This is a genomic window from Colwellia sp. PAMC 20917 (assembly GCF_001767295.1).
Lineage (GTDB): Bacteria > Pseudomonadota > Gammaproteobacteria > Enterobacterales > Alteromonadaceae > Colwellia_A.
This window is the reverse complement of the sequence record NZ_CP014944.1, coordinates 890,028-914,810: the sequence shown is the minus strand read 5'-3', so window position 1 is coordinate 914,810 and position 24,783 is coordinate 890,028. Positions and strand designations below refer to the sequence as shown.

Sequence of the window (24,783 nt, the reverse complement as noted above, 5' to 3'; positions counted from 1 at the left end):
GCTTCCAGTTTCATTTGTTTTTATTTGTTTTATTTATTTACATCTCATGTCGACAAGGTTATTTTATTCTGGTCTAACCAGAGGTAAGTATGCCAGAAAAAACCGTATTGTTAACTATCGAAAACAACATTGCTTATGTTGCCCTTAATCGTGCAGATAAACATAACGCTATTAATATGACGATGTTTTATCAACTTGATAAAATTATTAAACAATTACAGAAAGATAAATCACTGCGAGCAGTAATTGTTCATGGTAAAGGTGTCGACTTTTGTAGTGGTTTAGATGTTAAGTCTGTGATGAAAGCGCCGGTTAATATCTTTAAACTCTTGTTTAAATGGTTACCCGGTCAATCAAATTTAGCACAACGTGTATCTACGGGCTGGCGTAAAATTCCTGCTCCGGTGATCATGGCATTACATGGCAGAGTTTGGGGGGGCGGTTTACAAATAGCACTCGGTGGCGATTTTCGCTTTGTTGAGCCCAGCGCTACTTTATCTATTTTAGAGGCGAGGTGGGGACTCATTCCAGATATGGGCGGCACTTTGGCACTTAAAGAACACTTACCAGCAGATCAAGCCAAGTTGTTGGCGATGACTGGTCAAGAAATTTCTGCGCAGCAAGCGCTTGAATTCAAGTTAATTACCGATATTTGTGCAGATCCCTTAATGTCAGCAAAAAGTTTAGCAGAGAAAATTTGCCAGCAATCACCGGATGCGGTTGCAGGTGTTAAAAAACTTTATAATCATGTTTGGTGGCGCAGTGACCGTTTTACTTTAGCTCGCGAAACTTATTATCAATTAAAGGTTATGTTAGGTAAAAATCAAAAGATAAAAACCTACAATCAAACCCATAGCACCAGTGAAGCGAAAGACTTCAAAGATAGAAGTGATTGGTCGTAAAATTTAACTGAATATTTTCAGGTTAAATTTACGATTGTTTTTCGATGATGTGTAGCTAGCTAAAGTGATCTAAAAAGTGAGTAACGAATGTATCCCCTTGAATATATAGAGCCAGTTTTTCGTCCGCCGAGTGAGTGGAAGAGCCTTATTTTGCAAGTTACCAATGGCTGCTCTTGGAATAATTGTTCTTTTTGTGAAATGTATACGGCCGAAAACAAAAAATTTAAACCGAAAAAAGTCGCATTGATTGAAGAAGAGATAATTAAAGTTGTCGACTCAGGCTTACCGGTTGGTCGGGTATTTTTAGCCGACGGTGACGCAATGATGTTACCGTTTAAACGCTTGAAAGAAATACTTGAGCTAATAAAGCAATATTTTCCGCAAGTCACTCGTGTTGCAAGTTATTGTCTACCAAGAAACGTCAGTAATAAAACCGTTGAACAGCTAGCCGAGTTAAAGGCGTTAGGCTTGTCTCTCCTGTATGTTGGTTGTGAAAGCGGTGACGATGAGGTCTTACAATTAATTGACAAGGGCGAAACCTATCAAAGCTCTTTAATTGCGCTTAACAAAATTAAGCAAGCAGGTATTAAAAGTTCAGTGATGATCTTAAATGGACTTGGCGGACCTGAGTTATCCAAACAGCATGCCGTTAACTCAGCTAAATTAATGAATGAAGCACAACCCGACTATTTATCGACACTCGTGGTTAGCTTCCCTTTAGGGCAAGAACGTTTTGCTAAAAACTTTACTGACCGACAATATCAACCCTATCGACTGTTAAGTCAGCAAGAATTATTTATTGAAATGGCAACATTGTTATCCTCGCTGGAATTAGAAAAAACTATCTTTAGGTCTGATCATGCTTCAAATTACTTAGTTTTAAAGGGCATTTTAGGTAAAGATAAAGAGAAACTAGTTAATACGGTGAAAATGGCATTAGCGAATTCTACAGAAATTCCGCTTCGTCAAGAATGGCAACGAGGATTATAGCGAGTAATACCCGGACACTAAAAAAGTTACTAATTAAAATAATAAACTCAAACAATATGTTAAGTTAGTTATAGTTTTATAGTCAGCTGATAAATGTAGTCCGTACTTTATTTACAGCACATAGCTTCGTCCACCATCAATAACGTTGATATGGGCAGATATATTGACTATAAATAAGGTTGACGTTAATTGATAATAAAGTCTGTTGATTTTGTTTTATCGTGGTGGAGGATTCAGTTTCAATGAATAAATTTGTTATTAAGTCTATTTTACTCTTTTTTATTGTGATTGCTCCGCTGCAAGCACTTCAACAATTATCGCCAACAAAAAATATTACTTTTTATACTGAAAACTATCCACCTGCTAATTATTTAGTTAATGATAAGCTTAAGGGAATTTCAGTAGAGACCTTAAAAGCATTATGGAAACATTTAGACATTGTAGAACAAGAGATTCTGGTTGTTCCTTGGGCACGTGGCTATAGATTTACCTTAGATAAAGCCAACACTGCTTTGTTTACCGTTTCTAGAACTCAAGCTCGCGAACGTTTATTTAAATGGGTTGGGCCTATTTTTCACTCGACTCATGTACTAATGGCCAAAAAATCAAAAAACTTTGAGTTCGCAAATTTAGGGCAAGTTTTTTACCGTAAAGTTGCCACCGTAGAAGGCGATATTTCAGAAATCTCACTTTATCAAGTGGGCTTTCCTTCCTCTAACTTGGCAAAAGTCTCCTCCTTAAAACAAGCGTTTTTAATGATGCAATCAGATCGCGTCGACATGATTGTTATTTCTATACATGGTTTCGCTCATCTAGCAGAACAACTTGGCTTTGATGAAACTGATTATGAACAGGTCTGGCAGGTCAATAAGGTAGGTAATTATTTGGCTTTTAATATAAACACAGCCAATGACGTGATAGCACTATATCAAAAGGCCTTCGAGGATATTGCACCGCAACGGTTAGCGATTAAAGCTACTTATGCTTTACCCCAAGCTGAGTATTAATGAATTGGCTATATTAAGTGTCTTGTCTATTGAGGACGCTATCAAACCTTAACTTGGCAGGTTTATTCATAAGTTATTAAAACTAGTGACTTTGTTAACTTTGTGTAACAAAAATGTAGTTGTTATTCTTCTTAAATTAGAGCTCTTTTCATGGCCGGTGTTGCTATAAATAAAACCTTGCTATCTATCGATAAAAAGCCATACTGAATTGATGTTAGGTGAACGGACTTAACACTAACCCTTGCCATTACACCAGGAATGAATATTACCTTACTTGCTATTTTACAAGCTGATAGTACTCAAAATTCTGTCAAAAAGACTGGATGATACTATGAATGTTGATACGCGGTTCCCAAACGCTTCGGTTAAGCCCTTTATCTTACTTATGGCCTTCGCTTTGTCCATCATTATGACTGGACTGATAATATTTCAATATCAAAAAAATATCATTCTTGAACGCAGCGAAGATAACCTCGCCAGCATTGCTAATCTAAAAGTCGAACGAATCGAATATTGGCTTGACGGACTTGAACGTGATGCCAGTATTATCAGTAAAGATTATTATTTTACCACTCTACTGGAACAGTGGTTACGTGCTGGCGCACTCGATAATGCTGACCGTGATAATATTCTAAAGCGCCTTGAAAATATTGAAGACAATAATAAATATGCTGCCTTATCGCTGCTCAACCTAGCAGGTCAGGTAATATTATCGACTAACAGCTTAACAATGAGCCCAAACGATGAGTCGATAACAGAGCAGGCCATAGACGTTATTGGCGCTGAAGAAATGATACTTGGTGAGATTAACCTAGGGCAAAAAGATAAACTAAAAATGGCGATGCTAGTGCCTTTATTTGTTGAAAGTAAAGGCGATCGTCAGATCATTGGTGTACTTTATTTTAGTATTCATCCAGAGCAGTTTCTATTTCCTATGCTCGATGCTTGGCCAGTTGCTCGCCTGAGTGCAGAAACCTTACTGGTACGCAGAGATAGCGGTAAGGCATTGTACCTTAATGAGGTACGTCGTAAGAAAGACTTATTGCTTAGTATGACTATTCCACTTAACCAAGAAGATATCCCGGGTACGAATGCTGTCAATGGCAAAATAGGTTTCTTTCGTGGTGTAGATTATCAAAACATACCGGTTATTTCCTATTTAGCGCAGATCCCTAGAATGAATTGGGGCATGGTGGCAAAAGTTGATGAAGCAGAAGTCTATGCGCCAATTTATAGACGTGCTCGACAGCTACTTTGGATGGGAGGCATATTATTTATGGTGGTGTCACTCGCTACTTGGTTGTACGTTCGGCGTGCTTTGGTTTCAGAACTAGCCAAATTTCAAGCAGATAAGCAATTAAAAAAGAGTGAAGAGTCGCTTCGACTTCTTGTCTCAAGTGTACGTGATTATGCCATTATAATGCTTGATGCCGATGGGCATATTAGCTCATGGAATAAGGGGGCTGAATATATTACCGGTTATACCTTTGCTGATGTGTTTGGAGAGTTTTTCTCTTGCTTATATCCCCATGAAGAAATAATTGCAGGTCAACCACAAAAAGAATTACAGGTCGCTAGAGAGCTCGGCCGTTTTGAGATAAATGGCTGGCAAATCTGTAAAAATGGCACACGCTTTTGGGCCAATACGGTTATAACCGCGATAAATGGCACTGATAACAAAGTGCTTGGTTTCGCCCAAGTTACTCGAGACATCAGTGAGCAGCGACAAAGTGAGCAACTGCGTGCTGAAAGTGAAGCTTTACGTCACGCTAGTCAAATGAAAAGCGAATTTCTGGCCAGTATGTCTCATGAATTACGTACGCCACTTAATGCTATTATAGGTTTTTCAGAAGTCATTAGAGATGGCTTGGTGGGGGAACTTAGCCAACAGCAAAGTAAATATATTGGCAATATCTTTGAAAGTGGTCAGCATTTGCTTTCGCTAATCAACGATGTGCTTGATCTCTCGAAAGTAGAAGCGGGTAAGATGATCCTCGATATAGAGACATTTCAATTGACCAGCTTATTGCATGACTGTACTTCTATGATAAAAGAGAAAGCGTTATCGCGAAATATCGAATTAATTGAGGATGTGCAAGCAGATTTAGGTTTTATGCAATGCGATGGGCGCAAACTCAAGCAGATTATTTACAACCTATTATCTAATGCTGTTAAGTTTACGCCACAAGGTGGCACCATTATTCTTTCTGCTTGCCATGCTGTTCGCGCTAACGCGATTATGATCACCGAAGATAATTCATGGAAAACTCGACTAATTAATGAAGTTGATGATGTTGAAACCACCTTTGATGAGTTTTTAGAAATCACGGTACATGATACCGGTATAGGTATTTCTGAGAATAATTTAAATAAGCTCTTTCAACCCTTCACCCAAATAGACAGTAGCCTATCCCGAAAATTTGGTGGCACTGGGCTGGGTTTAGTTATGGTGAAAGCACTTGCTCATTTGCATGGTGGATTTATGGCGGTATCGAGCGCAGAAGATAAAGGTGCTTGTTTTAAAGTGTGGATACCATGGCGTGATGTCAGCGTTAAAGGCGTTTCTCTTTCAGTTAACCCACCCATACAAATAAAAGATGAGAATATTGACCGTAACTTGGTTAAAGAGCATGAGTTGCCCTTTATTACTGAAGTTGAGAAGAGCGCTTCGGTACTGGTAAATTTAGCGCTAGAAAAAGACAGTTAAACTGGACTCCTAGAAAGACTGAATATAAAAGGGCGCGTTAATTTATCATTAAAGAATAAATATGCTCTAGGTTAATATTTTAGCGGTATGGCCAAAGATTACGTGAATAGATAAATAGTGAGTACTTCAGCTTAGTGAGCTTTAGGTAAACGCAGTAAGGGGAAATGAAATGGCTCGCATATTAATTGTTGAAGACAACCCGATGAACATGGAGCTCGCCACTTTGTTAGTTGAAAAAGCGGGTCATAGCGTTATACAAGCAAAAGATGCGCAAAGTGGCTTGCGTATAAGTCGAACAGAATCGCCAGACTTGATCCTGATGGATGTACAACTCCCGGGTATGTCGGGTTTAGAAGCGGCGGTATTGCTAAAGGCATCTCCTGTGACAAAGTCTATACCTATTATCGCGTTAACTGCTCTAGCAATGAGTGGAGATGAAGAACTGTGTTTGGCTGCAGGTTGCGATGACTATATATCTAAACCCTTGCGTTATAAAGTATTGTGGGCAGCAGTCGAAAAACATGTAATACAACCTCAATCCCTTAACAGGAAAATCGATATGACTAATCGTCCCAGAAAAGTCCTTATTGTTGACGATGAACATTTCAATCGAGAACTTCTTAAAGTGATGCTCGAATATGAAGGCTATCTTATTCAGACAGTTAACGGGGGGGAAGAGGCGTTAAAAAGTGTTGAGCAAGACCCACCGGATTTAATTCTACTCGACATTATGATGCCTGGGCTAAATGGTAATATAGTTGCAGAAAGGTTAAAACTTAATCCTGAGACCATGTATATTCCAATTATTGTGGTGACCTCGATAGATGATCATGCGGCTAAATTGACAGCACTTAAAGTAGGCGCTGATGATTTTCTTACTAAGCCAATCGACCGAGCTGAACTTATATTACGGGTCAGGAATATGTTGCGCTTAAAGGATTACAGCGATCTGCTTTCAGACTACAACAATAAACTTGAAGATAAGGTTAAAGAACGTACGATTAAGCTTGAAAGTGCTTATAAGGAAACTATCATCACTATGGTCAGCGCTGCTGAATTTAAGGATGAGGAAACCGGGGCACACGTGCGCCGTATTGCACACTATTCATATCTGTTAGGACGATTGCTTGGTCTGAGTAAAAAAATGAATAAAGCATTGTTTTATGCGAGCCCGATGCACGACATTGGTAAGATTGGTATATCAGATGCTATTCTTTTCAAAACAACGCCTTTTACACCTCAAGAGCGTGAGACCATGAACTCGCATAGTGCTATTGGCGCAAAAATTCTGCAAAAGGGAGATTCTCCTTTTATCAAAATGGGCGCTGAAATCGCATTAAATCACCACGAAAAATGGGATGGTACTGGCTATCCTAGTGGTCTATCTGGTGAAGATATTCCATTACCTGCTCGTATAATGGCGTTGTGTGATGTTTATGATGCGCTGCGCTCAAAACGCCCTTACAAGCCTGCTTTTAGTCATAAAAAGGCAGTAAAAATAATTATTGAAGGTGATGGCAGAACCATGCCAGAGCATTTTGACCCTAGGGTGCTTGCCGCTTTTGCCGCACATTCAGAAAATTTTGAAAAGGTCTATGAAAAATATAAAGACGACCACTAACCTTTGTATAAGTAACGCTGTTTTAACAACAGCATTAGCCGCCATCGCATGATGACAGCTAGGACCTGTTGTTAAATCACGGCTTTAGCCGCTATTGCATTAAAGTTTGATGGCAGTTAGGGCTTGTTACTAAACCGCAGCATTAATTGAACGTTTTTGGAATGCTGTCCAGTAACTCATCGTAATGGCTATAAACTTTAGGCATATCCATTTTATTGAGAAACTCAGAGCAGGTTAAGTAAGCTAACAAATAGCGTGCGTCTTCAACCCATGGTGGTAAGTATTTACCGGGTTGACATAGCCCCATTTCCTCTAATTTGTATAGTACAGGAATGTCTTCAATATCTAATTTTCCACAAAATAATAACTTAAGACAATCTGCTCGGCCATTAGCGGCGATAGCTTTTAAGAAATTATGCACGCGGATAAGTCCTTCTAAGTAAACACCATCTTTAGTAAAGGGCGCGCCGCCAGTTAAAACACCCCCCCTGAAAACTCTCCGAGTATTTTCATAAGCTTGTGATTCATTGCCAATACGACCTAAAAAGTAGTCATACACTTCTAAAAAGTCTGCGCCTTCAATCGACATTTGTATCGCGATAATACGGTCAGCTAGTCTGCGCAGTCTATCTAAATCGATAGAATTAGTGATATATTCAGAAAATACCGCCAAGCCTTCTTGTGTTTTAGTGGTCCCAGGATGACCAGCGGCTAATATTTTAAGGTGCGGCTGATTAAGTCCATTAATCGAAGTGGCAACATGAATATGGGCTTCATGATTAATGAGTTGCTGCGCGTCAAGATCAGTAAAACAGGCTGTCTTCCTAATTCGTATTAACTTTGGGTTTGCTAGCGCGTTGGCAGATAGTTCGTCAACCACTTCAACTTTTGGCGCATCTGAACCAAACATTTTAGTCACGGCTGCTTGCATTTGCTCAGCGATATCTGAAGCTAGATAACACATAGGTGGTGGACTACCAAAGTTGTAACTAGCATAACTACTAATTTGTTTGTCAAAAATATTCGCTAACTCAAGCGGTGTTGATTTACCGTCAGTAAATGGGTTAGTAGGTTTACCGTAAAGCGCTTCAGAAAATTCATAAAACTTTTTAGTGCCTACCGAACCCATCATCAGAGCACCATATTCAAGCTTAGTTGAAATACGCTTTAGCCATTCATCTATGTCTGAATTACCCATCAAGCTTCTAGCGTCACTCACTAAACTTAAGGTTTTACTGGGATCAAAAGTAGGGTAGTTAACCTTAGGTAGCTCTTTGCACTTATCTGCAAAGAATTGCTGTTTAATATCTCTGTTCCATTCTAAATGGGTGAGTATTCTAATCGGTTGGCTAGCGCTGTATAGAATAGAACTTATCTGACAAATCCGTTCTTTTTCCACTTCTAATGTATTCATGGGTCTTTAAATTCCATAGTCATTACGAGTTACTTACTGAGTTAACTCACAAAAATTGCGTTAGCACCAAAAGTAAATTGTTATCTTATTGGTTTTACTCTGTAAATTGGCGCATTAACACATGGTAAAGTTAAGGGGTTTTAAAATGATCTTTTGTTAATGTTTTGGCTGAGCCAACACCACAGCCGACGATTAAGTTCATCACGCTTTTAGCACTGCCTTCAATGTGTTTAACATCTGCTTTAGGAGCAAAAATAACAAAACCATTAAATGGGCTAGGGCTGGTCGGCACAAATACCGCAAAATGATCCTCTAATTCGTCAGTAATATAGCCCAAAACTAATTGTTCAGATTGAAATGCCTTAAGCATTACTGGGCGCGTAAAAGAACCACCATCTTTATTTTTAAACTGGCTCAGTATATCTCTTATTAGCGTATAGCCAGGAATAGGAACAAGTAAGCGTTGTTCTAATTGGCCATGAACATAGCGTCCCCATACTGTTTGTACGAGTACTCCTATGATAAAACACAATAAAAATACGGCAGTAAACGCAAGAATTTCAGCTAAAGGGATGTGAGAGACAAATTGTGTTGAGAAAAAAGTAGATATCGGTTCAAAGGCCATTGAAAGTGAATTTAATAGCCAAAAAGCGACTTTAAAGACAATAACAACGGGCAATAATATAACCATTCCACCAATAAATGCCGTTAATAAAAAGTTTTTAATATTTTTTAATATACTTAATAATTGCAAGTTAATATCCTAGATACGGTTGAAATAAGCGCAGATATGCTGAATGTTAGCGCAAGAACTCTTTTTATACGTCATGTTTACATTGTAATGCTAAACAATCACTATCTTTATCAATAATCATAGACGAGTCCACTCTTACACCACTACCGGCATAATTGCCATTTGCGGTAAAAGTACAAACTTGCACATATTTATTCTCGACATAGGGCAAGGGGAACAATGTTTGGTAGATTTGATCTCTTGTCTCAAAATTACCTGGCTTTTCGGCAATCACTTGCTTGTTTTCATCTATTATCTTTATATTTGCACCACAGCGGCCAACGATTGGCTTACTTACGTAGCCAGTTTGCTTAAGTTCATCTGTTAATTCAAAGCTGGTATTTAATAAGTAGGGATGATTTGGAAATAGCATACATAGCACAGGTAAAATCGCTTTATTGCTAGGAATAAGTGTCCAAAGTGGCTCAAAAACCATAATATTATCGTTTAGTAGTACGTCAGACAAGCTAGGTTTACTGGATTTATTATGCTGAGCTTTATTAATGACATCATCTTGATTTGCTCTTATTTCGTCAAGTGCAGTCTCCCACGCCCATGTTTTCCATATCCATTGAATCTTTATGCCGGCTGAATCTTCAATTTCATTATTTTTATTGCACGTTAATGAATCAATCCCTACCAATATTTTACATTGATGGCCCGCCGCTTCTATGGCGTTTTTCATAAAGAGTGCATGATAGGTTTCTTCGGGGTCATCATCTTGTAATATATGAATAACGGAGTCGATAGCACGAGCTTGCCAAGCTTTGACTAAATGGCTAAATAAGGCTGTGCCTGCATCAGTACCTCCTTTTACTTGGAAGTGTTTTAGCCATTTACCTTGTACTTTTCCAACCTCCATATAGCATGATGCCGAATCACAATTATATTCGTAGACCTTTAAGCCATGTTCAGACATTGAAAAATCAAAACGGCTTGTTACTAATTGATTAGCGCGGTTAGACCATGAGCGCTTAATTTTTTCATTTAGGTTTTTGGGTAAGCCAAATTTTTCCAACAGCTCTGGATGTTCCAGCACGTAATCGGTAGCATGCATAAACATTTGATGCAGTTCATCTGTGGCCGTTTCGAGTGCTAAATGAGCTTGGGGGGATATACGGTAATAGCGTAAAGCGCTTGCATCATCACATGACAGTCTATGGCCAGCCATCATTTGAAAAAATGCATATTCGTCGTCATTGGCGAGGTTTAACCAAGGGGTATTGGCTTTATTTTGTGCTGGCGCATTACAAGCTTCAATATTAAACACTGCGGGTTCTGGCAGAGAAGAAATCAGTGCATCTGTTTCATCATCAGTTTGTATTAACCACCCTAAAATGGTTGACCCATCAGAAGGGCAGTGCAGCCAGTAGTCGCCGTTACTGCCTAATTTTGCTTTTATTTCACGCGAATAGTTTTGCCCATTTGGCCAAGGTGCAAAGGCCATATTTTGTTCGGCGATATGCACTTTATCGTTAAAAACTGCAGTAATAATAGCTACGTGACCCGTTTCTTCAAATTCTCCACCTTCATCCCAAATCAGTAAACTTCCTACTTCAGGTAATCTCTTTGCACCATTTTCAAAGGCATTTAAGGCGAGTTCGCTATTATTTACAATATCTCTCACGGAACGTAAATTAAATATTTCGTAAGCCATAGCTACATCGTTAAAAATATAACCTTTGTTGGTGTAAAGCCATCGACGAGCAAATTCAACACATTGCCATTTGTGTCCCATATAAATGTCATCTACATAGCTTCTAAAGTGACTACGCGATTTATAGATTAATGGGTCTACGGTATCATAATCGCTAGAATAAGCGGTTACATTGCCCATCGATATACCGATAGGTGTGCCAAAAGAGACATCTTGTATGTTTTTAATTTTAGTCATTTAGTCCAGACTTTAGTGGCTATTAGCGTAAAAAAAACTGCTTTCGCTATAGCATTGCCCTTTAAAATAGTTGAGTGAAATAATGCTTAAGATGAACGACAAGCTCATTTAATCTAACTTTACATTAAGCTTAATATTCTGGTCAAGATCAGATTAAACTAACGGTCTTTTTTACGTGAAATATAGAGTATAAGTAGCTATGAAGCTAACCTTGTAATATTTTTGTTTAAGCGAACGGAGATAAAATAGCGGAGGAATATCATATTTGTGCAAAATTGAGATGAGGATGACAAACCCTTAGTGTAAACCACTAAACGTTGAACACTTTTCACCAAGGGTTTGTCATCCTTCGAGGCTAGGCTATAACTGGTAAATAACTCACTAGTTATCTAAGGTATACGATGCTAATATTTTTTCATAACGACCATTCGCTTTTAACTCTTTAAGGCCTTTATTGAAGGCATTTCTGGCTTTTTTATCATGAAAAAGAATATTATTAGGGCTTGCTCCAAAGAGTGGAAACTTATCCACTAATAAATGGGTATTGATTTGTCCTTCTTTTTGAATTTTAGCTCGGTAATGTTTAAATATTTGTAGGTCTAACTGGATGATATCGAAACGTTCTAGATATAACATTTTAACCTGTAATTCTTGATCATGATTCTCTAGATAAAGCGGGTTTTTGTTGGCCATTACGGCATACTCTCCACCCAAATGTGTTTTGGCGCCTTGCCAAGACAATAAAGAGTATGAAGCTAGCTCATTGAGGTGAGTAAATTTATAATTATGCTTTTTTAATGCGAAGGCAAAATTTTCGTAAGCATAAGCTTCATCAGATAAGAAACCGGTAAGGTTTTCTTTGGTCATTGTTTTTAAGTTCATGTCACAGGCCGCATCAACATCCTTAGCTCTGAATGATGTTATCCGGCGAGCGTATGGATAATAAATGGCTTCTACTTCATAGCCAGCTGGCGCTAAAGCTTCTCTTATTAAGGTTATTATTATACCGTCGTTAGTTTCAGGCATTACCCAAGGTGCAAGAGCATCACCAAAGGCAATAGTGATTTTTTGTTGAGCAAAGGAAGGCAGGGTAAATAACAAACTGATGATTAATAAAAATAGTTTTAGCGGCATATGTTAGTTAATAGGATAATAAATAAGTAAAATAAGTATAGACGAAAAATAGACGAAAAATAATTTTTCATAGGTGTTTATTAAACAAGTAAATTTTTGCTGACACGAGACGGCTGAACTAGGTGACTTTACTTTTAAAGCTTTAGCGGCGTTTATGTTATACTTCCGATAAGTTAACCGCTTTTTATTCTTAACAATTTATCTCTAACTACAAGGCTTGCTATGAAATTAACTGCTTTTCAGTCAAAAACATTATTGATACTTATCCCCTTAATATTATTATCATCGACAGCGATTTATTTCTATGGCGCCAATGAAACTACTTTGCCAAAAATGACAGTACAAGAGAAAAAGGCTCGCTTTAAAAATTTAATTATTCCTGCAATAGACGAAGTTTATGATGAACTTATGGTTCAATATCTCGACGTTTCAGAGTCACTTAAGTCAGGTAGTGATAACGATATGATAGAAAAACTGAAAATAGAATATAAAGCCAAAACTGATAACGAGCTGTTAATGGCACTTAAACCTCACCCTAAAAGTATTGCTATTGCACAAGCGGCAATGGAGAGTGCTTGGGCAACCTCTCGTTTTTTTAATAAAGCTAATAATATTTTTGGTGTTTGGTCATTCGATGAAGATGAACCTAGAATCGCGGCACTGAAAAAAAGGGGAGATAAAACCATTTGGTTAAAAAAATATCCTTCTATTAAAGCTTCGGTAAGAGGTTATTATCGAACCCTTGGGCGTAGTGCCGCCTTTAAAAAGTTTAGAGAATTGCGACTAAAAACTGATAATCCCTACTCTTTAGTTAAAAAGTTAGACCGTTATTCTGAGAAGGGTGCAGAATATGGTGATGAATTAACCTCTATTATAAAGTTTAATGAATTTAATACTTATGACTAAAGTACGCTTAAATTTATCAATGTCGTTGAGAAAACTCGGCACTTAAGTGCCGAGTAGTTCACTCAAGAGAGGCTGATTTAAAGTATGCTGAAGTAGGTGTTCGTTATCTTCATCGTGCTCGATTTTATTTTTACTATCCTGCATAATACCTGCTCAACGTTATCCCCATTACCCGTAAAGACTTCAGCAAAGTTTATATCTTAGCTCCCCTTTATAATTCTGATAATCGACAGGCATTTAATCGTGAATCTAAGCAGGTTCTCAAACGATAAATTTATCTGACGTAGACAAATTTCTGCTGTGGTTACTTTGAAAAATAGTATTCTGGCAACACATTGCATGAATCTTGTGTCACTCTATCTCGAACCCTTGCAAGGGTAACTTTATTATATTTGAGCTTATAGGGTTTTGAAGTCTATATTTGCGCTAATACATCTATGACAACACTTAGGGTAAAACACTCCTTAGCTAGAAAAATTTTACAGCGGCCTAAGGTCTCAGTGTTACCCCTTGATGTTTAATCATTAACCTAAAAGCACCGGGAGTTATCCCGTAGCGGCGTTTAAAGTGCCGGTAAAAATGACTAAGATTACTAAAGCCCGAAGCAAAAGCAATTTCGGTTATATCGGTGTTGGAACTAGCAAGGTTTTTAGCAACGGCATCACAGCGCAGTTTTAAAAGGTATTCAATAAAGCTGAAACCGGTGTGCTGGCGAAATTGGCGAGCAAAATGACTTCTTGATAGATTAACTTGCTTTGCCACCTTATCTAGAGTGATATCCATAGTGTAATTATTGTTGATCCAATCTTGAGCATTGGTCATTCGCAAAGATGATTGTGCATTTGCTTGCTGCTCGTAACCGGCGTTGCTGATATGGATCAGTAATAGTCGTAAGTAGAGGTTCTCTTTTAAACAAACATTTAATGGTGAGCTCGAAATGGGTTGTATTTCGAGTTCATTGGCAATTTTTTGCATTCCTTGCGTACTGTGCTGGCTGCTTGAATTGAGATTGTTAGTTAAAAATCCTCCTTTAGATAACGTTTTTAAATACAAACTGTTGGCGGGTGTTGACAAGTTATCAAAGGACGGGGGAGCAATACATGCAAACAGTAATTTTGTTTCGGTGTTTTTATCTGTCGTGATTGAATGTTGATATTGAGCAGGGATAAAAACGGAATGTCCGCTTAAAAGTTGATGGCTTTCGTCATTAATCGTTATGCTTACAGCACCTTTTAAACAGACGACAAACTCATGGAGGTTATGCTGGTGTTGCTCGATATCTCGACGTAATACAACACTGGAGGTCCAAAGCATTAAAATAGTCCGATAGTATAATTATGTGGTTCAATCGTATGCGACGCCGGGCAATAAAGCTATTAAAATAATATATACTTAGCACTATTGTACTATTGGTTGCGCTCATCACGAATAAATCATGATAGCGATTTATAGTACAATAGTTGGCTTTAGGCTTTTATCTTAATGGGGAAAACTATGATTGTTGTACACCACCTTAATAACTCACGTTCGCAGCGGGTGCTTTGGGCTTTAGAAGAGCTTGGCGTACCTTATGACGTTAAGCGTTATGAGCGAGACCTAAAAACAAATTTAGCGCCTAACACCTTAAAGAAAGTACATCCATTGGGTAAATCTCCAGTGATCACTGATGGTAGCATTACTGTTGCTGAGTCTGGAGCCATTATTGAATACCTTGCACAAACTTATGGTGGTGATGATTTTACTCCCGATATTGGCACAGAAGCACATCGCCAGTATATATACTGGTTACATTTTGCTGAGGGAACATTGATGCCACAATTATTACTAAAAATAATCTTTGAAAAAATATTGAAAAGTACGATGCCCTTTTTTGTTAAGCCAATTGCTAGAGGGATTGTGAAAAAAGTAATGAAAGGCTATGTTGGGCCAAATATTACCGGGAACTTAGACTTTATCGAAAGCCATTTAAAAAATAATCAGTGGTTTACTGGAGAAGAATTATCTGGTGCTGATATTCAAATGAGTTTTCCTCTAGAGGCTTGGGTTGCCAAAAGTTCAAATGACAATAACTACCCAGAAATTACCGCTTACGTTAAGCGTTTTCAAGCCCGTTCAGCCTATCAAAAAGCCCTTAAGTCTGGAGGTCATTACGATTATGCTTAATAACAACTTATCATTATGGCGTTGTTAGCGTTTGGATATTTACCCGGGATGATTATTCATTGTAGCTGATACTGATAGAATAAATTCAGCTACAATCTTCATCAACAATATATAGAGAAAAAGGCCAATAATCTCTTGAGAATTTTAAAAATTAGTCTGTTTATACTGCTAAGCGTAGTCGTTTTATTTGCCAGTTATCTTTATGTTAATCAAGCAGCTGATAAGTCTGTCGCTGAACTCAGCAAGCGCTGGGCTGCTGAGCCATCACAATTTATGCAGATTGCCGGTATGAATATACATCTAAGAGATGAAGGACCAAAGTCTGATGAAGAGCCTATTGTCCTAATTCATGGTACGAGCGCGTCATTACATACATGGGATGGCTGGGTTGACGAACTAAAAACACAACGCAGAGTTATTCGCTTCGATTTACCTGCCTTTGGTCTGACCGGCCCCGATCCTAAAAATAATTATACTATTGAGCATTATGCTGAAGTTGTTATTGCTGTGTTAGATAAGTTAAAGGTTAAAAAAAGTGTATTAGCAGGTAACTCTTTAGGCGGGTATATTGCTTGGGCTACGGCAGTGTTATATCCAGAGCGAGTTTCTCAAATGATTTTAGTCGACGCAAGTGGCTATCCTTTTAAGTCTGAATCTTTACCCTTAGCCTTTAAATTGTCTAAAAATCCGATAACAAGCCGGTTATTGAAAAATGTTTTACCTAAATCATTGGTGAAAAAAAGTGTTAAGAATGTTTATGGAAACCCTGACTTAGTCACGAGTGAATTAGTTGACAGGTACTATGATTTGACGCTTCGTGAAGGAAATCGTAACGCTCTAAAAGAACGCTTTAAGCAGACGGTACCCGGAGATTTAGCCAAAAAAATCTCAACAATAAATGTACCAACGCTTATCATTTGGGGAAGAAAAGATAAGCTCATCCCCATCAAGCTTGCGATGAAATTTAAAAAAGATATTATCAACAGTCAATTAGTTATCTTTGATGATTTAGGGCATGTACCTCACGAAGAAAATCCTCAGGCAACGGTAGCAGTTGTTAAACAATTTTTACAAGATAACAAGTCTCAATAATCATTGCGATAACGCAACTGGAATTTAGTGTAAGCCATTAACGATATCGTTAATGGCTTTTTTGTAGTAGATAGCGACCAAGATAAGACGTTGTAGCTCACTGTCAAAGCGCTTATCTTGACGAGAACATAATTCAGCAACCACTTTAATTACCTTTGAGTAGTTGGTTGTGGCTAAGGGCTGTTGTTTACTTTCAATCTCTATTAAGGCCAATAATGCGGTAAGTTCGTGCGCCGCTAGCGAAATTAAATTTTGATTAGTCGATAAATAAACTTCAATGGGAGTTAAGTTTTCGTGGTCACGCTGGCACAGTGCATCACGTAAGGTATTATTGCTGCCAAATAACATCATCGAACGTAAATAAATAAAAGGTGGGGTACTGATGACTACTTTATTGCCGGCGAATAAATAATGTAAAGCATTGCGCTGTCTGTGATCTGTTTTTGTAAAGTTGTCTTGTACCTGAAGGGCGGGGGTAAAAAAACTCAATGTGTCGTTCGTTTTAATTTGTGCGATGAGCGCAACAGGTAAAATTTTACTGGTTATTAATGTCGTGGTTAATTGTTGATAAAAATCAAACGATGCAACTTGCGCTATTCCTTGTTGAAATAGATAAGCTAATTGAATGATATTTTCCGACTCACTTGAAGCTAAATAATGTTGGCGTAAATCATTATCGTCATCTGCTGACAATAAAGCGATGAATGACTGCATATTTTCCTTCATTGTAACCCTTGTTTAATACAAATAATTGGCTCAGTGTATACTCTAATTGTTTTGTTGTGTGGTATTTTTAAATATTAAAATTGTTGCAGCTATTATCGCTTGGTAAGCCAAGTTATTAAAAACCTCAGGCGATGTTTAAGCGTTATTATCACTAGGCTTATTGACGGTTTTTAGGCGTTAGTTTACCGGTTAGCATTATCTGCACTCAGTGTTTGCAGTGAGGCTTTTTATTACACGGAATAGAGAAAACCTGACTTTTATTATTATTCAAGACTCTTTGTTGTTCTTATTAATTTACAATGGAAGTTGAACAGCTGTTTTTCGCCATATCTAGCTAAAACAGGGGGTGCATAGTCGATATATAATCTATCAAGTAAATTTTACCGCCTTATCTAAGTAAATAATGTAAAATACCCTGACTTTTATCGGGTCAATGGGCTACTTTGTCTACATTATTATATGTATCTTGTTAAAATTATTTTTATCCTCGCTATATTAATGCCTAGTGACTGGCTCACGCTTTTAGCAATGACTTATTGTTATGCGCCTAAAGTAAGTGTTTTATTTACATAACTTTAGCCGGGCTTTTCAAGCAATAGCTTGATCTGTTAATAAGCCTTGATGTCAGTGGTGATCGCGACTAAGTTACGCTCAAGCAACTTGCTAAGCACGCCTTTTCCAGTAAATGTTGAATTAATCACTATAAGTGGATCCTATGAGCAATACTTTTACCAAACTTGTTAGCCAATTAACGCATTCATTAGAGCAAGAAGACGATCAAGAGCTGCTAATTTCAATAGAGAAATACCATCCGGCTAAATTGGGCCGATTACTCGAATCACTACCCAATAAATATCGCGATGATTTTTGGAGTTTGATCCCGGTAAATTACAAGGGTGAAGTCTTACTCTCTGTACACCGCGAACTGCGCCAATTTCTGATTAAAAAAACCAGCGAAGCTGATTTACTTAAATGTTTATCGACGCTTCAAATGGATGAGTTAGCCGACATTGATGCTGATTTACCATTACCTGTAGTAACCGCTATGGTTGAGGCCATGGATAGTCAGCGAAAAGAGCGTTACCAGACAGTGGCCTCTTTTCCTGATAATACAGCCGGCGGTATGATGGATGTTGACGCTACGGCGGTCAGAAAGGATGTTAGTCTTAAAGCCGTCTATCGGTATTTGTGTAAGTTAAGAAAAAAAGAAGGTATGTTGCCCGAACAACTTGACCAACTGGTTGTTGTTGACAGGAATAACAAGGTACAAGGAACCTTATATCTTAGTGACTTGGTTTCAATGGACAATAGCTTGTCGGTTGGCGACGTAATGAAAAATGATGTGCCCTTGATTGACTCGTTACAATCAGCCATTCAGGTTGCACAAATTTTCGAAGACCATGATTTAATCTCTGCGCCCGTTGTAGATGAAAATAATTTTTTGTTGGGGCGAATAACGGTTGATGATGTTATCGATGTACTAAAACATAATTCAGAGCAGCGTTTATTGGCCTCCGCCGGCCTTAATGAAGAGCTCGACATGTTTGCCCCTGTTTCTCATATTTCTTTTAATCGAGCTATTTGGCTGGGCACCAATTTAATCACCGCCTTTGTGGCCGCTTGGGTCATTGGCTTTTTTGAAGCATCAATAGAGCAACTTGTCGCGCTCGCGGTACTAATGCCCGTAGTGGCAAGCATGGGGGGCGTTACAGGTAGCCAAACGTTAACCGTAGTTACTCGTGGTATTGCGCGTGATTTAGTCAGTAGTGCCAATATTGTTTCGCTGACCATTCATGAATTAAAAGTCTCTTTTATTAATGGCATATTATGGGCTGCAGTGGTCTTTTTAATTACTATTTTATGGTACGACGATTGGCAGTTAGGGGGCGTTTTTGCGCTGGCTCTTTTTGTTGTGAGCCTTACTGGCACGCTTTCAGGTGCGCTTATACCTATAATATTGAAAAAACTGGGTGTAGACCCAGCCATTGCGGGTGGTGTTATTTTAACAACCATAACCGATGCGGTTGGTTTTTTAATCTTTTTAGGGACTGCGACTTATATTTTGATTTAATTAGCCTTGTTTTAATCATCAGCAGAAGGCCAATAAGCCGCACCCTGGTGCTTATGTAAACTACTTTTACAAATAAGTTTGACTGACCCAATTGGATTTACCTGTTATTATGGCTATTATTAACTCTAGTTAACAATGTACTTAATCAACCCCTGTTTAAGTACTTAATAACAAAACAGTGAATGACGAAAAATAAACTGAGCGACTATCACAATGCCTTTAAACATTGATTGATAAGTCGATCCTATACTAAATTTTTATGAGAAATAACACTTGAACAACGTCCATATACCAACAGTTATAACTAAAACCTTATGCTTAATCCTGCTTTTTTTACCTCAGTTATTAATGGCTGAAGAAGTAAGTGTCGCCACAAAAAAAGAAAAATCTATTCTAGAGAAAAGAGAACAAGCGCTTTTGAAAACAACCGCTAACCCCTTTGCTATTTCGCAACATAGATTAAATTACCTACTGCCAGTCTCCTATATTAGTAAACCAGGTACCCGCACGGTTGAAGAGTTAACTAATGATAATGTTGATAATGTAGAGGCTAAATATCAAATTAGCATCAAGTTTCCTATATATTTACCAACGACTGATGCTTCAGGTCTGTACTTTGGTTTTACCGCAGTATCGTATTGGCAATTGTACAACAGTGAGGCATCTAAACCTTTTCGAGAAACAAATTACGAACCTGAATTATTTTACAGTTGGCAACAGAATCACAGCATATTAGGCTTTGAGTTTAATCAAGTTCAGTTTGGCATCAATCATCAATCCAATGGTCAAAGTGGTCTTTCATCGCGCAGTTGGAACCGAGTTTTTGCTTCGTTAGTGTTTAGTGACGAAAGTGCTTTTTATTATATAAAAGCTTGGCATCGACTAGCTGAAGATGAAAAAGAAACACCACTTTCTGTGATTGGTGATGACAATCCAGATATTACAGACTATCTTGGGCATATGGAATTTGGTGTTGGTACTCAGCTAGGCAAATTCAACCTTTTCACTGCGGTGCGAAATAATCTTAAATTGAGTGATAATAAAGGTAGTGTCGAACTAAATCTTTCTTATTCATTGACTGAAGGTTATGACTTCTTGATACAGTACTTTAATGGTTATGGTGATTCACTTATCGACTATGACCGTCATCAACAGCGTATTAGTTTGGGCATGCAAATGAAATTTTTATAAGTAATGCAACGCCATAAGGTGTAATCGCCTACTCTTGCTAAACCATTAATTGTTAGCCCAACCTTAAGTTTGTCGAAAGTTTGGGCTGCAATGTTTAACAGTATAATATCCCCTCGCTTAAAGTTATGACTTTAAGCTTGCATCACTGCACCAGCCCATTATCCGGAAAAAAATATCATGCGAGTCGCCGTTTCTCAATTTGCCACCACTTTGGATGTTCAAGAAAATCAAGTAACCTGCCTGCGTATGATAAATGAGGCGGCCGTCTGTCAGCCAGCACTCATAGTGTTACCTCAATTTTGTAATACACTTTTTTGCCATACCGAACCAGGGTACAAGGACCGTAGTCAGGCTTGGCATCAAGCTTTAGACATTGACGGTCCTTTTTTACTGGCTATTGCACAGCAAGCCAAAAAGCATCACTGCTACATAGTCATAAACGTTACTTTAAGGCGTGATGCTGCAAGTAGCTGGTCACCTGAACAAAAAAAGGATGCGATTAAAGCAGGTGTTAGTATAACCACTTGTTTATTTTCGCCGTTTGGGCAACGCCTTGACCAAGTCGATAAACAAGAATTAGAAGGTCGTGAAAATGATTTTTTTCTTAGTGCAAATCAGGCGTCTACGTTAACTTTAACGCCGCTAGCAAAAATTGGACTGTTAATGGGGAGCGACACGATGACCTTTAACACCTCTCGTGAATTAGCTTTACAAGGTGGGCAATTATTCTGTAATTCAATAAGCACATTTGCCCACGATCAAAGTCACTTACATGATCCAGCTCGAGCATGTGAAAATAAAGTATTTTTGGCCACAGCAAATAAAATTGGTCGATTGTCAGCAACGGGTTCTCTAAGTGGCGCAGGTCATAGCCAAATAGTTTCTCCTGAGGGTAAAGTACTCGCTAAAATGAACCATAATGAAGCAGGTTTTGTATTTGCTGATATTGATTTAGAAAATTCTGCGATAGCACCAAATAACAAATGCCGACCTGATGGCACTGATGTCTTTATACAACGACGCCCTGAACTTTATCAAGCGCTAACATTACCGATAAAAAAAGTGGCTAAGCATGTGGATAGTGACAAGGTTCCCGAAACGGCGAATGTCGCAATATTTGCAACCTATAAGTCTAATGAACAAGCCATTGAAGATGTTTGTTTTTACATTGAAAACAACCTCAGTGATATTATTCAATTGCCTGAGTTATTTTTTATTGCAGATAAAACCATAACGAATAATGCTGAGCAACTCGCCGATATAACCTCGTTGAGTAAACAACTCATTATACAAATCAGCTCAGTACTGAGACCTTTTCAATATGTGTGTACTAGTTTAGTGATTGATGGCGCACATCAGGCAGTGTTAATAAGCGAACAAGGCTTATTGGCAACACAGCAACAATTACACTTTTGCCAACGATACCAGTGGACACCACTTGGAAATGCGTTAACTCTTGTAGAATTACCGTTAGAGCAAGGCAATATCAAGCTTGTTATGCTAACAGCTGATGACGCAACCATACCTGAAATAGTTAACGTAGCGGCGTTGAATCAAGTTCACTTATTACTGGTGCCTTTTGAAATTCAAGAGCCAGGTGAGGTTGAATATTGCTTGTTATCGCGTGCCGCAGAACATAGAATTTGTATTCTTGCAGCGAGTCGTGAACAGAGCTTTGCTGCGGGCTGCTTATCGGTCGATTTACTGAGTGATAACGCCAATAAAAAGAAACAAAAACTACAAAAGTCTACGGGGTTTATTGCCAATTTAAGCTCAGGCGCTACCTTAATATCTGAACGTATGTCAGCTAAATTTACTGGCTATATTAATCAACCACTGGTTAAACACCAACAGGGAAAAATCACCAAAGCATTAGTCCATCCTATTGCCAGTTGCTCTAAGTGATGGTGGGTGCTCACTAAGTGTGGGTGCACCATCATCGTAGGATTTATTGCCAGTGAATATCATTATTTTATTTTTTGTAACGTAAACCATAACCGATGGGGAAGAGTGGTTTGGTGTTATTTTTCTTCTTTTCTGTTGAGGTTTTTTTGGGCCAAGAAAAAGACAGCTTTCCTTGGAAATTAAACTCGCCAAAGAGCATATCACTAACACCTTGGCCTTCCGAGCCAGGAAGCCAAGCAGCAATGAATGCTGCTGACTTATCTAATTCGTCATTAATGATTAACGTTCTCCCTGAGATCAAAATAACAACCAGGGGGATGCCCTTATCACTAATATCTTTTATCAATAGATAGTCTTCTGGGTGTAACTGTTTTAATGCTAGTGAGTTGCCATAGGGCGCTGAAATATTTACTTGACCGTTTATTTGTGACCCTGCTTCTATAATAAGGTTTTCACAATCTCTGATATCACCATGGCCTTCTGCATACGGGTACTCACCGATAACCACCACAGCGATATCATGATCTTTTGCCAATATTGCTGAAACATCATTATCACGGCTTAATACCGCATTGGGCGCAACCGCTGAAATGCCTTGCCAGACAGAAGTGGCTCCCTCAAATTGATCGTTTCCTGATACACCTTGCCAATCAATAGTGAACCCACCGCACTGATGACCGATATTATCAGCATTCTTACCCGTAACTAAAATACGAGCCTGCTTTTTTAAAGGCAGTGTGTTTTTTTTGTTTTTTAACAGCACAAGTGACTTTCTGACCGCTTCTCGTGCAATATTCCTATGCGCACTAGCACCAAAACTAACATTATTTGCCCAAATCCTTTCACTAGGTCGAGGCGAATTAAATAAGCCGCTGGCAAATTTTACTGATAATATCCGGCGGACGGCGTCATTAATTCTTGAAATAGGCACAGTTCCTAATTCAACATGGTTATGAAGATGGTGAATAAATTGCTGCCAGTTTTCGGGCAGCATAAACATATCGATGCCGGCATTAACGCCTTGAGCAACCGCGAGATAAAAATCATCACAGAGGTAATCAATACCATTCATGTCAGAAACAATGAAACCAGAAAAATTCAATTGTTGTTTCAGTACATCCGTGAGCAGATATTTATGACCATGGCACTTGTTGCCATTCCAACTATTAAATGACGCCATAACTGTCATTGCCCCCGCTTTTAAAGCGCTTATGTAGGGGCTAATATGGGTATTGTTGAGTTCTTGCCAAGAAATATTAGCATCACCTTGGTCAATACCATGCGTTGTAGCTCCATCGCCAACCCAATGTTTGACACAAGCGATAACGCCTTCACCAGCAAGCTTTCCGTGAAGGCCGTTGATAATTTCACTTGCGTATTGATTAATTAATTCTGGCGTTTGAGCGTAGCTTTCATAGCTGCGCCCCCATTGATTATTTTGTGCAACAGCAAGGTTGGGTGCAAAGACCCAATCGACGCCACTCGCTAATACCTCTTTTCGTGTGACTTGTGCAATGCGTGCTATTAAATCAGCATCGGCGGCGGCACCTAAACCGATATTGTGCGGAAATATTGTTGCTCCCTTCAGGTTATTGTGACCATGTATGGCATCAACACCATAGAGTAAGGGGATTGCTAAATGATTTTCGTCACTAACCATTGATGCTTGCCAATAGCTATCGGTCGTTTTTAGCCAACTGTTAAGATCATTATTTTCGGGTAATGAACCTGCGCCACTCAATACCGAACCCAAATGGTACTTTCTGACATCATCAGGCGTACAGCTTAGTCGTTCAGCTTGGGTCATTTGTCCAATTTTTTGTGCTAATGTCATTTTTGACATTAGCTCATCAACTTGTTCCTTTATTGACGGCTGACTAAGTAGTAGCTGCATAATATTGAGTTATCCTGATATTATTTAATTGCTTCATTTTGCCAATTCTTATTTTAATGTCATTTAAGTGAGCAAAGCAGACACGTAAAACGCTCTATCTACATCCTCAGCGTTGCTTCGTTGCTGACTAATATTTACGGGTATTGCATCTCTCAAATGAAGTTAAAAATATAAATTTAAACGGTTAATTAATCTTAGTCATATTGTTTATAAATTAGTTTACTTTGACAGACTATTACGAATGTAAATGGATACAACTAAAATACGGTAGGGTGGACTTATTTTGAGATTATTGGGATTTTATCAATTTTTCAGTAAATACTTTTATTTGACTTTTGAGCCAGTAAAAAAAATTATATCAATTTAAAAAGCT

18 protein-coding genes are annotated in these 24,783 nt (G+C 38.3%); 11 read left to right on the top strand and 7 right to left on the bottom strand.

Annotated elements, in window-relative coordinates; all coding sequences use genetic code 11:
- Positions 1-89: 89 nt before the first annotated feature.
- The 5 genes from A3Q34_RS03875 (at position 90) to A3Q34_RS03855 (ending at position 7,227) form a co-directional block, all read left to right on the top strand.
- A complete protein-coding gene (locus tag A3Q34_RS03875) occupies positions 90-902 on the top strand; it encodes a crotonase/enoyl-CoA hydratase family protein (RefSeq protein ID WP_070374153.1) in 813 nt (270 codons plus the stop codon).
- A gap of 87 nt (positions 903-989) precedes the next feature.
- On the top strand, positions 990-1,892 hold the full coding sequence (locus A3Q34_RS03870) for a radical SAM protein (protein WP_070374152.1): 903 nt from the start codon (positions 990-992) through the stop codon (positions 1,890-1,892).
- 242 nt (positions 1,893-2,134) lie between these two features.
- Positions 2,135-2,899 (top strand): substrate-binding periplasmic protein, encoded by a 765-nt coding sequence (locus A3Q34_RS03865; RefSeq protein WP_070374151.1) that lies wholly within the window; start codon positions 2,135-2,137, stop codon positions 2,897-2,899.
- Positions 2,900-3,230: 331 nt separating this feature from the next.
- The gene (locus A3Q34_RS03860; protein WP_070374150.1) at positions 3,231-5,606 is read left to right on the top strand and encodes an ATP-binding protein; all 2,376 of its coding nucleotides are present in this window, start codon (positions 3,231-3,233) and stop codon (positions 5,604-5,606) included.
- A gap of 169 nt (positions 5,607-5,775) precedes the next feature.
- Entirely contained in the window at positions 5,776-7,227 is a 1,452-nt protein-coding gene (locus A3Q34_RS03855) for a response regulator (protein ID WP_083277886.1), read from the top strand.
- Between the two features lie 142 nt (positions 7,228-7,369).
- On the opposite strand, the gene A3Q34_RS03850 is transcribed toward A3Q34_RS03855, so the two are convergent.
- The 4 genes from A3Q34_RS03850 to A3Q34_RS03835 all read right to left on the bottom strand — a co-directional run bounded on the left by A3Q34_RS03850 (position 7,370) and on the right by A3Q34_RS03835 (position 12,462).
- Positions 7,370-8,641 (bottom strand): flavohemoglobin expression-modulating QEGLA motif protein, encoded by a 1,272-nt coding sequence (locus A3Q34_RS03850; RefSeq protein ID WP_070374149.1) that lies wholly within the window; start codon positions 8,639-8,641, stop codon positions 7,370-7,372.
- A 130-nt stretch (positions 8,642-8,771) separates the two neighbouring features.
- Entirely contained in the window at positions 8,772-9,395 is a 624-nt protein-coding gene (locus tag A3Q34_RS03845) for a DUF502 domain-containing protein (RefSeq protein WP_070374148.1), read from the bottom strand.
- Positions 9,396-9,459: 64 nt separating this feature from the next.
- Positions 9,460-11,328, bottom strand: coding sequence for a glutathionylspermidine synthase family protein (locus A3Q34_RS03840; RefSeq protein ID WP_070374147.1), 1,869 nt, complete (start codon positions 11,326-11,328; stop codon positions 9,460-9,462).
- 381 nt (positions 11,329-11,709) lie between these two features.
- Positions 11,710-12,462, bottom strand: coding sequence for a substrate-binding periplasmic protein (locus A3Q34_RS03835; RefSeq protein ID WP_070374146.1), 753 nt, complete (start codon positions 12,460-12,462; stop codon positions 11,710-11,712).
- A 222-nt stretch (positions 12,463-12,684) separates the two neighbouring features.
- On the opposite strand from A3Q34_RS03835, the gene A3Q34_RS03830 reads away from it, so the two are divergent.
- Positions 12,685-13,368 (top strand): glucosaminidase domain-containing protein, encoded by a 684-nt coding sequence (locus A3Q34_RS03830; protein WP_070374145.1) that lies wholly within the window; start codon positions 12,685-12,687, stop codon positions 13,366-13,368.
- A 489-nt stretch (positions 13,369-13,857) separates the two neighbouring features.
- Here the strand turns inward: A3Q34_RS03830 and A3Q34_RS03825 are convergent, their stop codons facing one another.
- A complete protein-coding gene (locus A3Q34_RS03825) occupies positions 13,858-14,682 on the bottom strand; it encodes an AraC family transcriptional regulator (RefSeq protein WP_070374144.1) in 825 nt (274 codons plus the stop codon).
- 180 nt (positions 14,683-14,862) lie between these two features.
- Between A3Q34_RS03825 and A3Q34_RS03820 the strand changes: the two genes are divergently transcribed.
- Together A3Q34_RS03820 and A3Q34_RS03815 are read left to right on the top strand one after the other, a co-directional pair.
- Entirely contained in the window at positions 14,863-15,531 is a 669-nt protein-coding gene (locus A3Q34_RS03820) for a glutathione S-transferase family protein (RefSeq protein ID WP_070374143.1), read from the top strand.
- Between the two features lie 135 nt (positions 15,532-15,666).
- Complete coding sequence (locus A3Q34_RS03815; protein WP_231907422.1) at positions 15,667-16,623, top strand: alpha/beta fold hydrolase; 957 nt, start codon at positions 15,667-15,669, stop codon at positions 16,621-16,623.
- Positions 16,624-16,647: 24 nt separating this feature from the next.
- Here the strand turns inward: A3Q34_RS03815 and A3Q34_RS03810 are convergent, their stop codons facing one another.
- A complete protein-coding gene (locus A3Q34_RS03810) occupies positions 16,648-17,349 on the bottom strand; it encodes a hypothetical protein (protein WP_157470796.1) in 702 nt (233 codons plus the stop codon).
- Between the two features lie 715 nt (positions 17,350-18,064).
- Between A3Q34_RS03810 and mgtE the strand changes: the two genes are divergently transcribed.
- The 3 genes from mgtE (at position 18,065) to A3Q34_RS03795 (ending at position 22,516) form a co-directional block, all read left to right on the top strand.
- Positions 18,065-19,420: a magnesium transporter gene (gene mgtE, locus A3Q34_RS03805; RefSeq protein WP_070374140.1), complete on the top strand. Its 1,356-nt coding sequence runs from the start codon at positions 18,065-18,067 to the stop codon at positions 19,418-19,420.
- Between the two features lie 348 nt (positions 19,421-19,768).
- Complete coding sequence (locus tag A3Q34_RS03800; RefSeq protein WP_157470793.1) at positions 19,769-20,611, top strand: phospholipase A; 843 nt, start codon at positions 19,769-19,771, stop codon at positions 20,609-20,611.
- 177 nt (positions 20,612-20,788) lie between these two features.
- Positions 20,789-22,516 carry a nitrilase-related carbon-nitrogen hydrolase gene (locus A3Q34_RS03795; protein ID WP_070374138.1) on the top strand — a complete coding sequence of 576 codons (1,728 nt, stop codon included), beginning with the start codon at positions 20,789-20,791 and terminating at the stop codon, positions 22,514-22,516.
- 67 nt (positions 22,517-22,583) lie between these two features.
- Here A3Q34_RS03795 and A3Q34_RS03790 read toward each other — a convergent pair whose 3' ends face one another.
- Positions 22,584-24,410 (bottom strand): glycoside hydrolase family 3 protein, encoded by a 1,827-nt coding sequence (locus A3Q34_RS03790; RefSeq protein ID WP_070374137.1) that lies wholly within the window; start codon positions 24,408-24,410, stop codon positions 22,584-22,586.
- Positions 24,411-24,783: the final 373 nt, after the last annotated feature.

Bases quoted from the DNA above. Each gene is read 5' to 3' on its own strand.
- A3Q34_RS03820 (WP_070374143.1), top strand. From the start codon at position 14,863: ATGATTGTTGTACACCACCTTAATAACTCACGTTCGCAGCGGGTGCTT.
- A3Q34_RS03810 (WP_157470796.1), bottom strand. From the start codon at position 17,349: ATGAAGGAAAATATGCAGTCATTCATCGCTTTATTGTCAGCAGATGAC.
- A3Q34_RS03850 (WP_070374149.1), bottom strand. From the start codon at position 8,641: ATGAATACATTAGAAGTGGAAAAAGAACGGATTTGTCAGATAAGTTCT.
- A3Q34_RS03835 (WP_070374146.1), bottom strand. From the start codon at position 12,462: ATGCCGCTAAAACTATTTTTATTAATCATCAGTTTGTTATTTACCCTG.
- A3Q34_RS03795 (WP_070374138.1), top strand. From the start codon at position 20,789: ATGCGAGTCGCCGTTTCTCAATTTGCCACCACTTTGGATGTTCAAGAA.
- A3Q34_RS03855 (WP_083277886.1), top strand. From the start codon at position 5,776: ATGGCTCGCATATTAATTGTTGAAGACAACCCGATGAACATGGAGCTC.
- mgtE (WP_070374140.1), top strand. From the start codon at position 18,065: ATGAGCAATACTTTTACCAAACTTGTTAGCCAATTAACGCATTCATTA.
- A3Q34_RS03790 (WP_070374137.1), bottom strand. From the start codon at position 24,410: ATGCAGCTACTACTTAGTCAGCCGTCAATAAAGGAACAAGTTGATGAG.
- A3Q34_RS03865 (WP_070374151.1), top strand. From the start codon at position 2,135: ATGAATAAATTTGTTATTAAGTCTATTTTACTCTTTTTTATTGTGATT.
- A3Q34_RS03825 (WP_070374144.1), bottom strand. From the start codon at position 14,682: ATGCTTTGGACCTCCAGTGTTGTATTACGTCGAGATATCGAGCAACAC.
- A3Q34_RS03875 (WP_070374153.1), top strand. From the start codon at position 90: ATGCCAGAAAAAACCGTATTGTTAACTATCGAAAACAACATTGCTTAT.
- A3Q34_RS03800 (WP_157470793.1), top strand. From the start codon at position 19,769: ATGGCTGAAGAAGTAAGTGTCGCCACAAAAAAAGAAAAATCTATTCTA.
- A3Q34_RS03830 (WP_070374145.1), top strand. From the start codon at position 12,685: ATGAAATTAACTGCTTTTCAGTCAAAAACATTATTGATACTTATCCCC.
- A3Q34_RS03840 (WP_070374147.1), bottom strand. From the start codon at position 11,328: ATGACTAAAATTAAAAACATACAAGATGTCTCTTTTGGCACACCTATC.
- A3Q34_RS03860 (WP_070374150.1), top strand. From the start codon at position 3,231: ATGAATGTTGATACGCGGTTCCCAAACGCTTCGGTTAAGCCCTTTATC.
- A3Q34_RS03870 (WP_070374152.1), top strand. From the start codon at position 990: ATGTATCCCCTTGAATATATAGAGCCAGTTTTTCGTCCGCCGAGTGAG.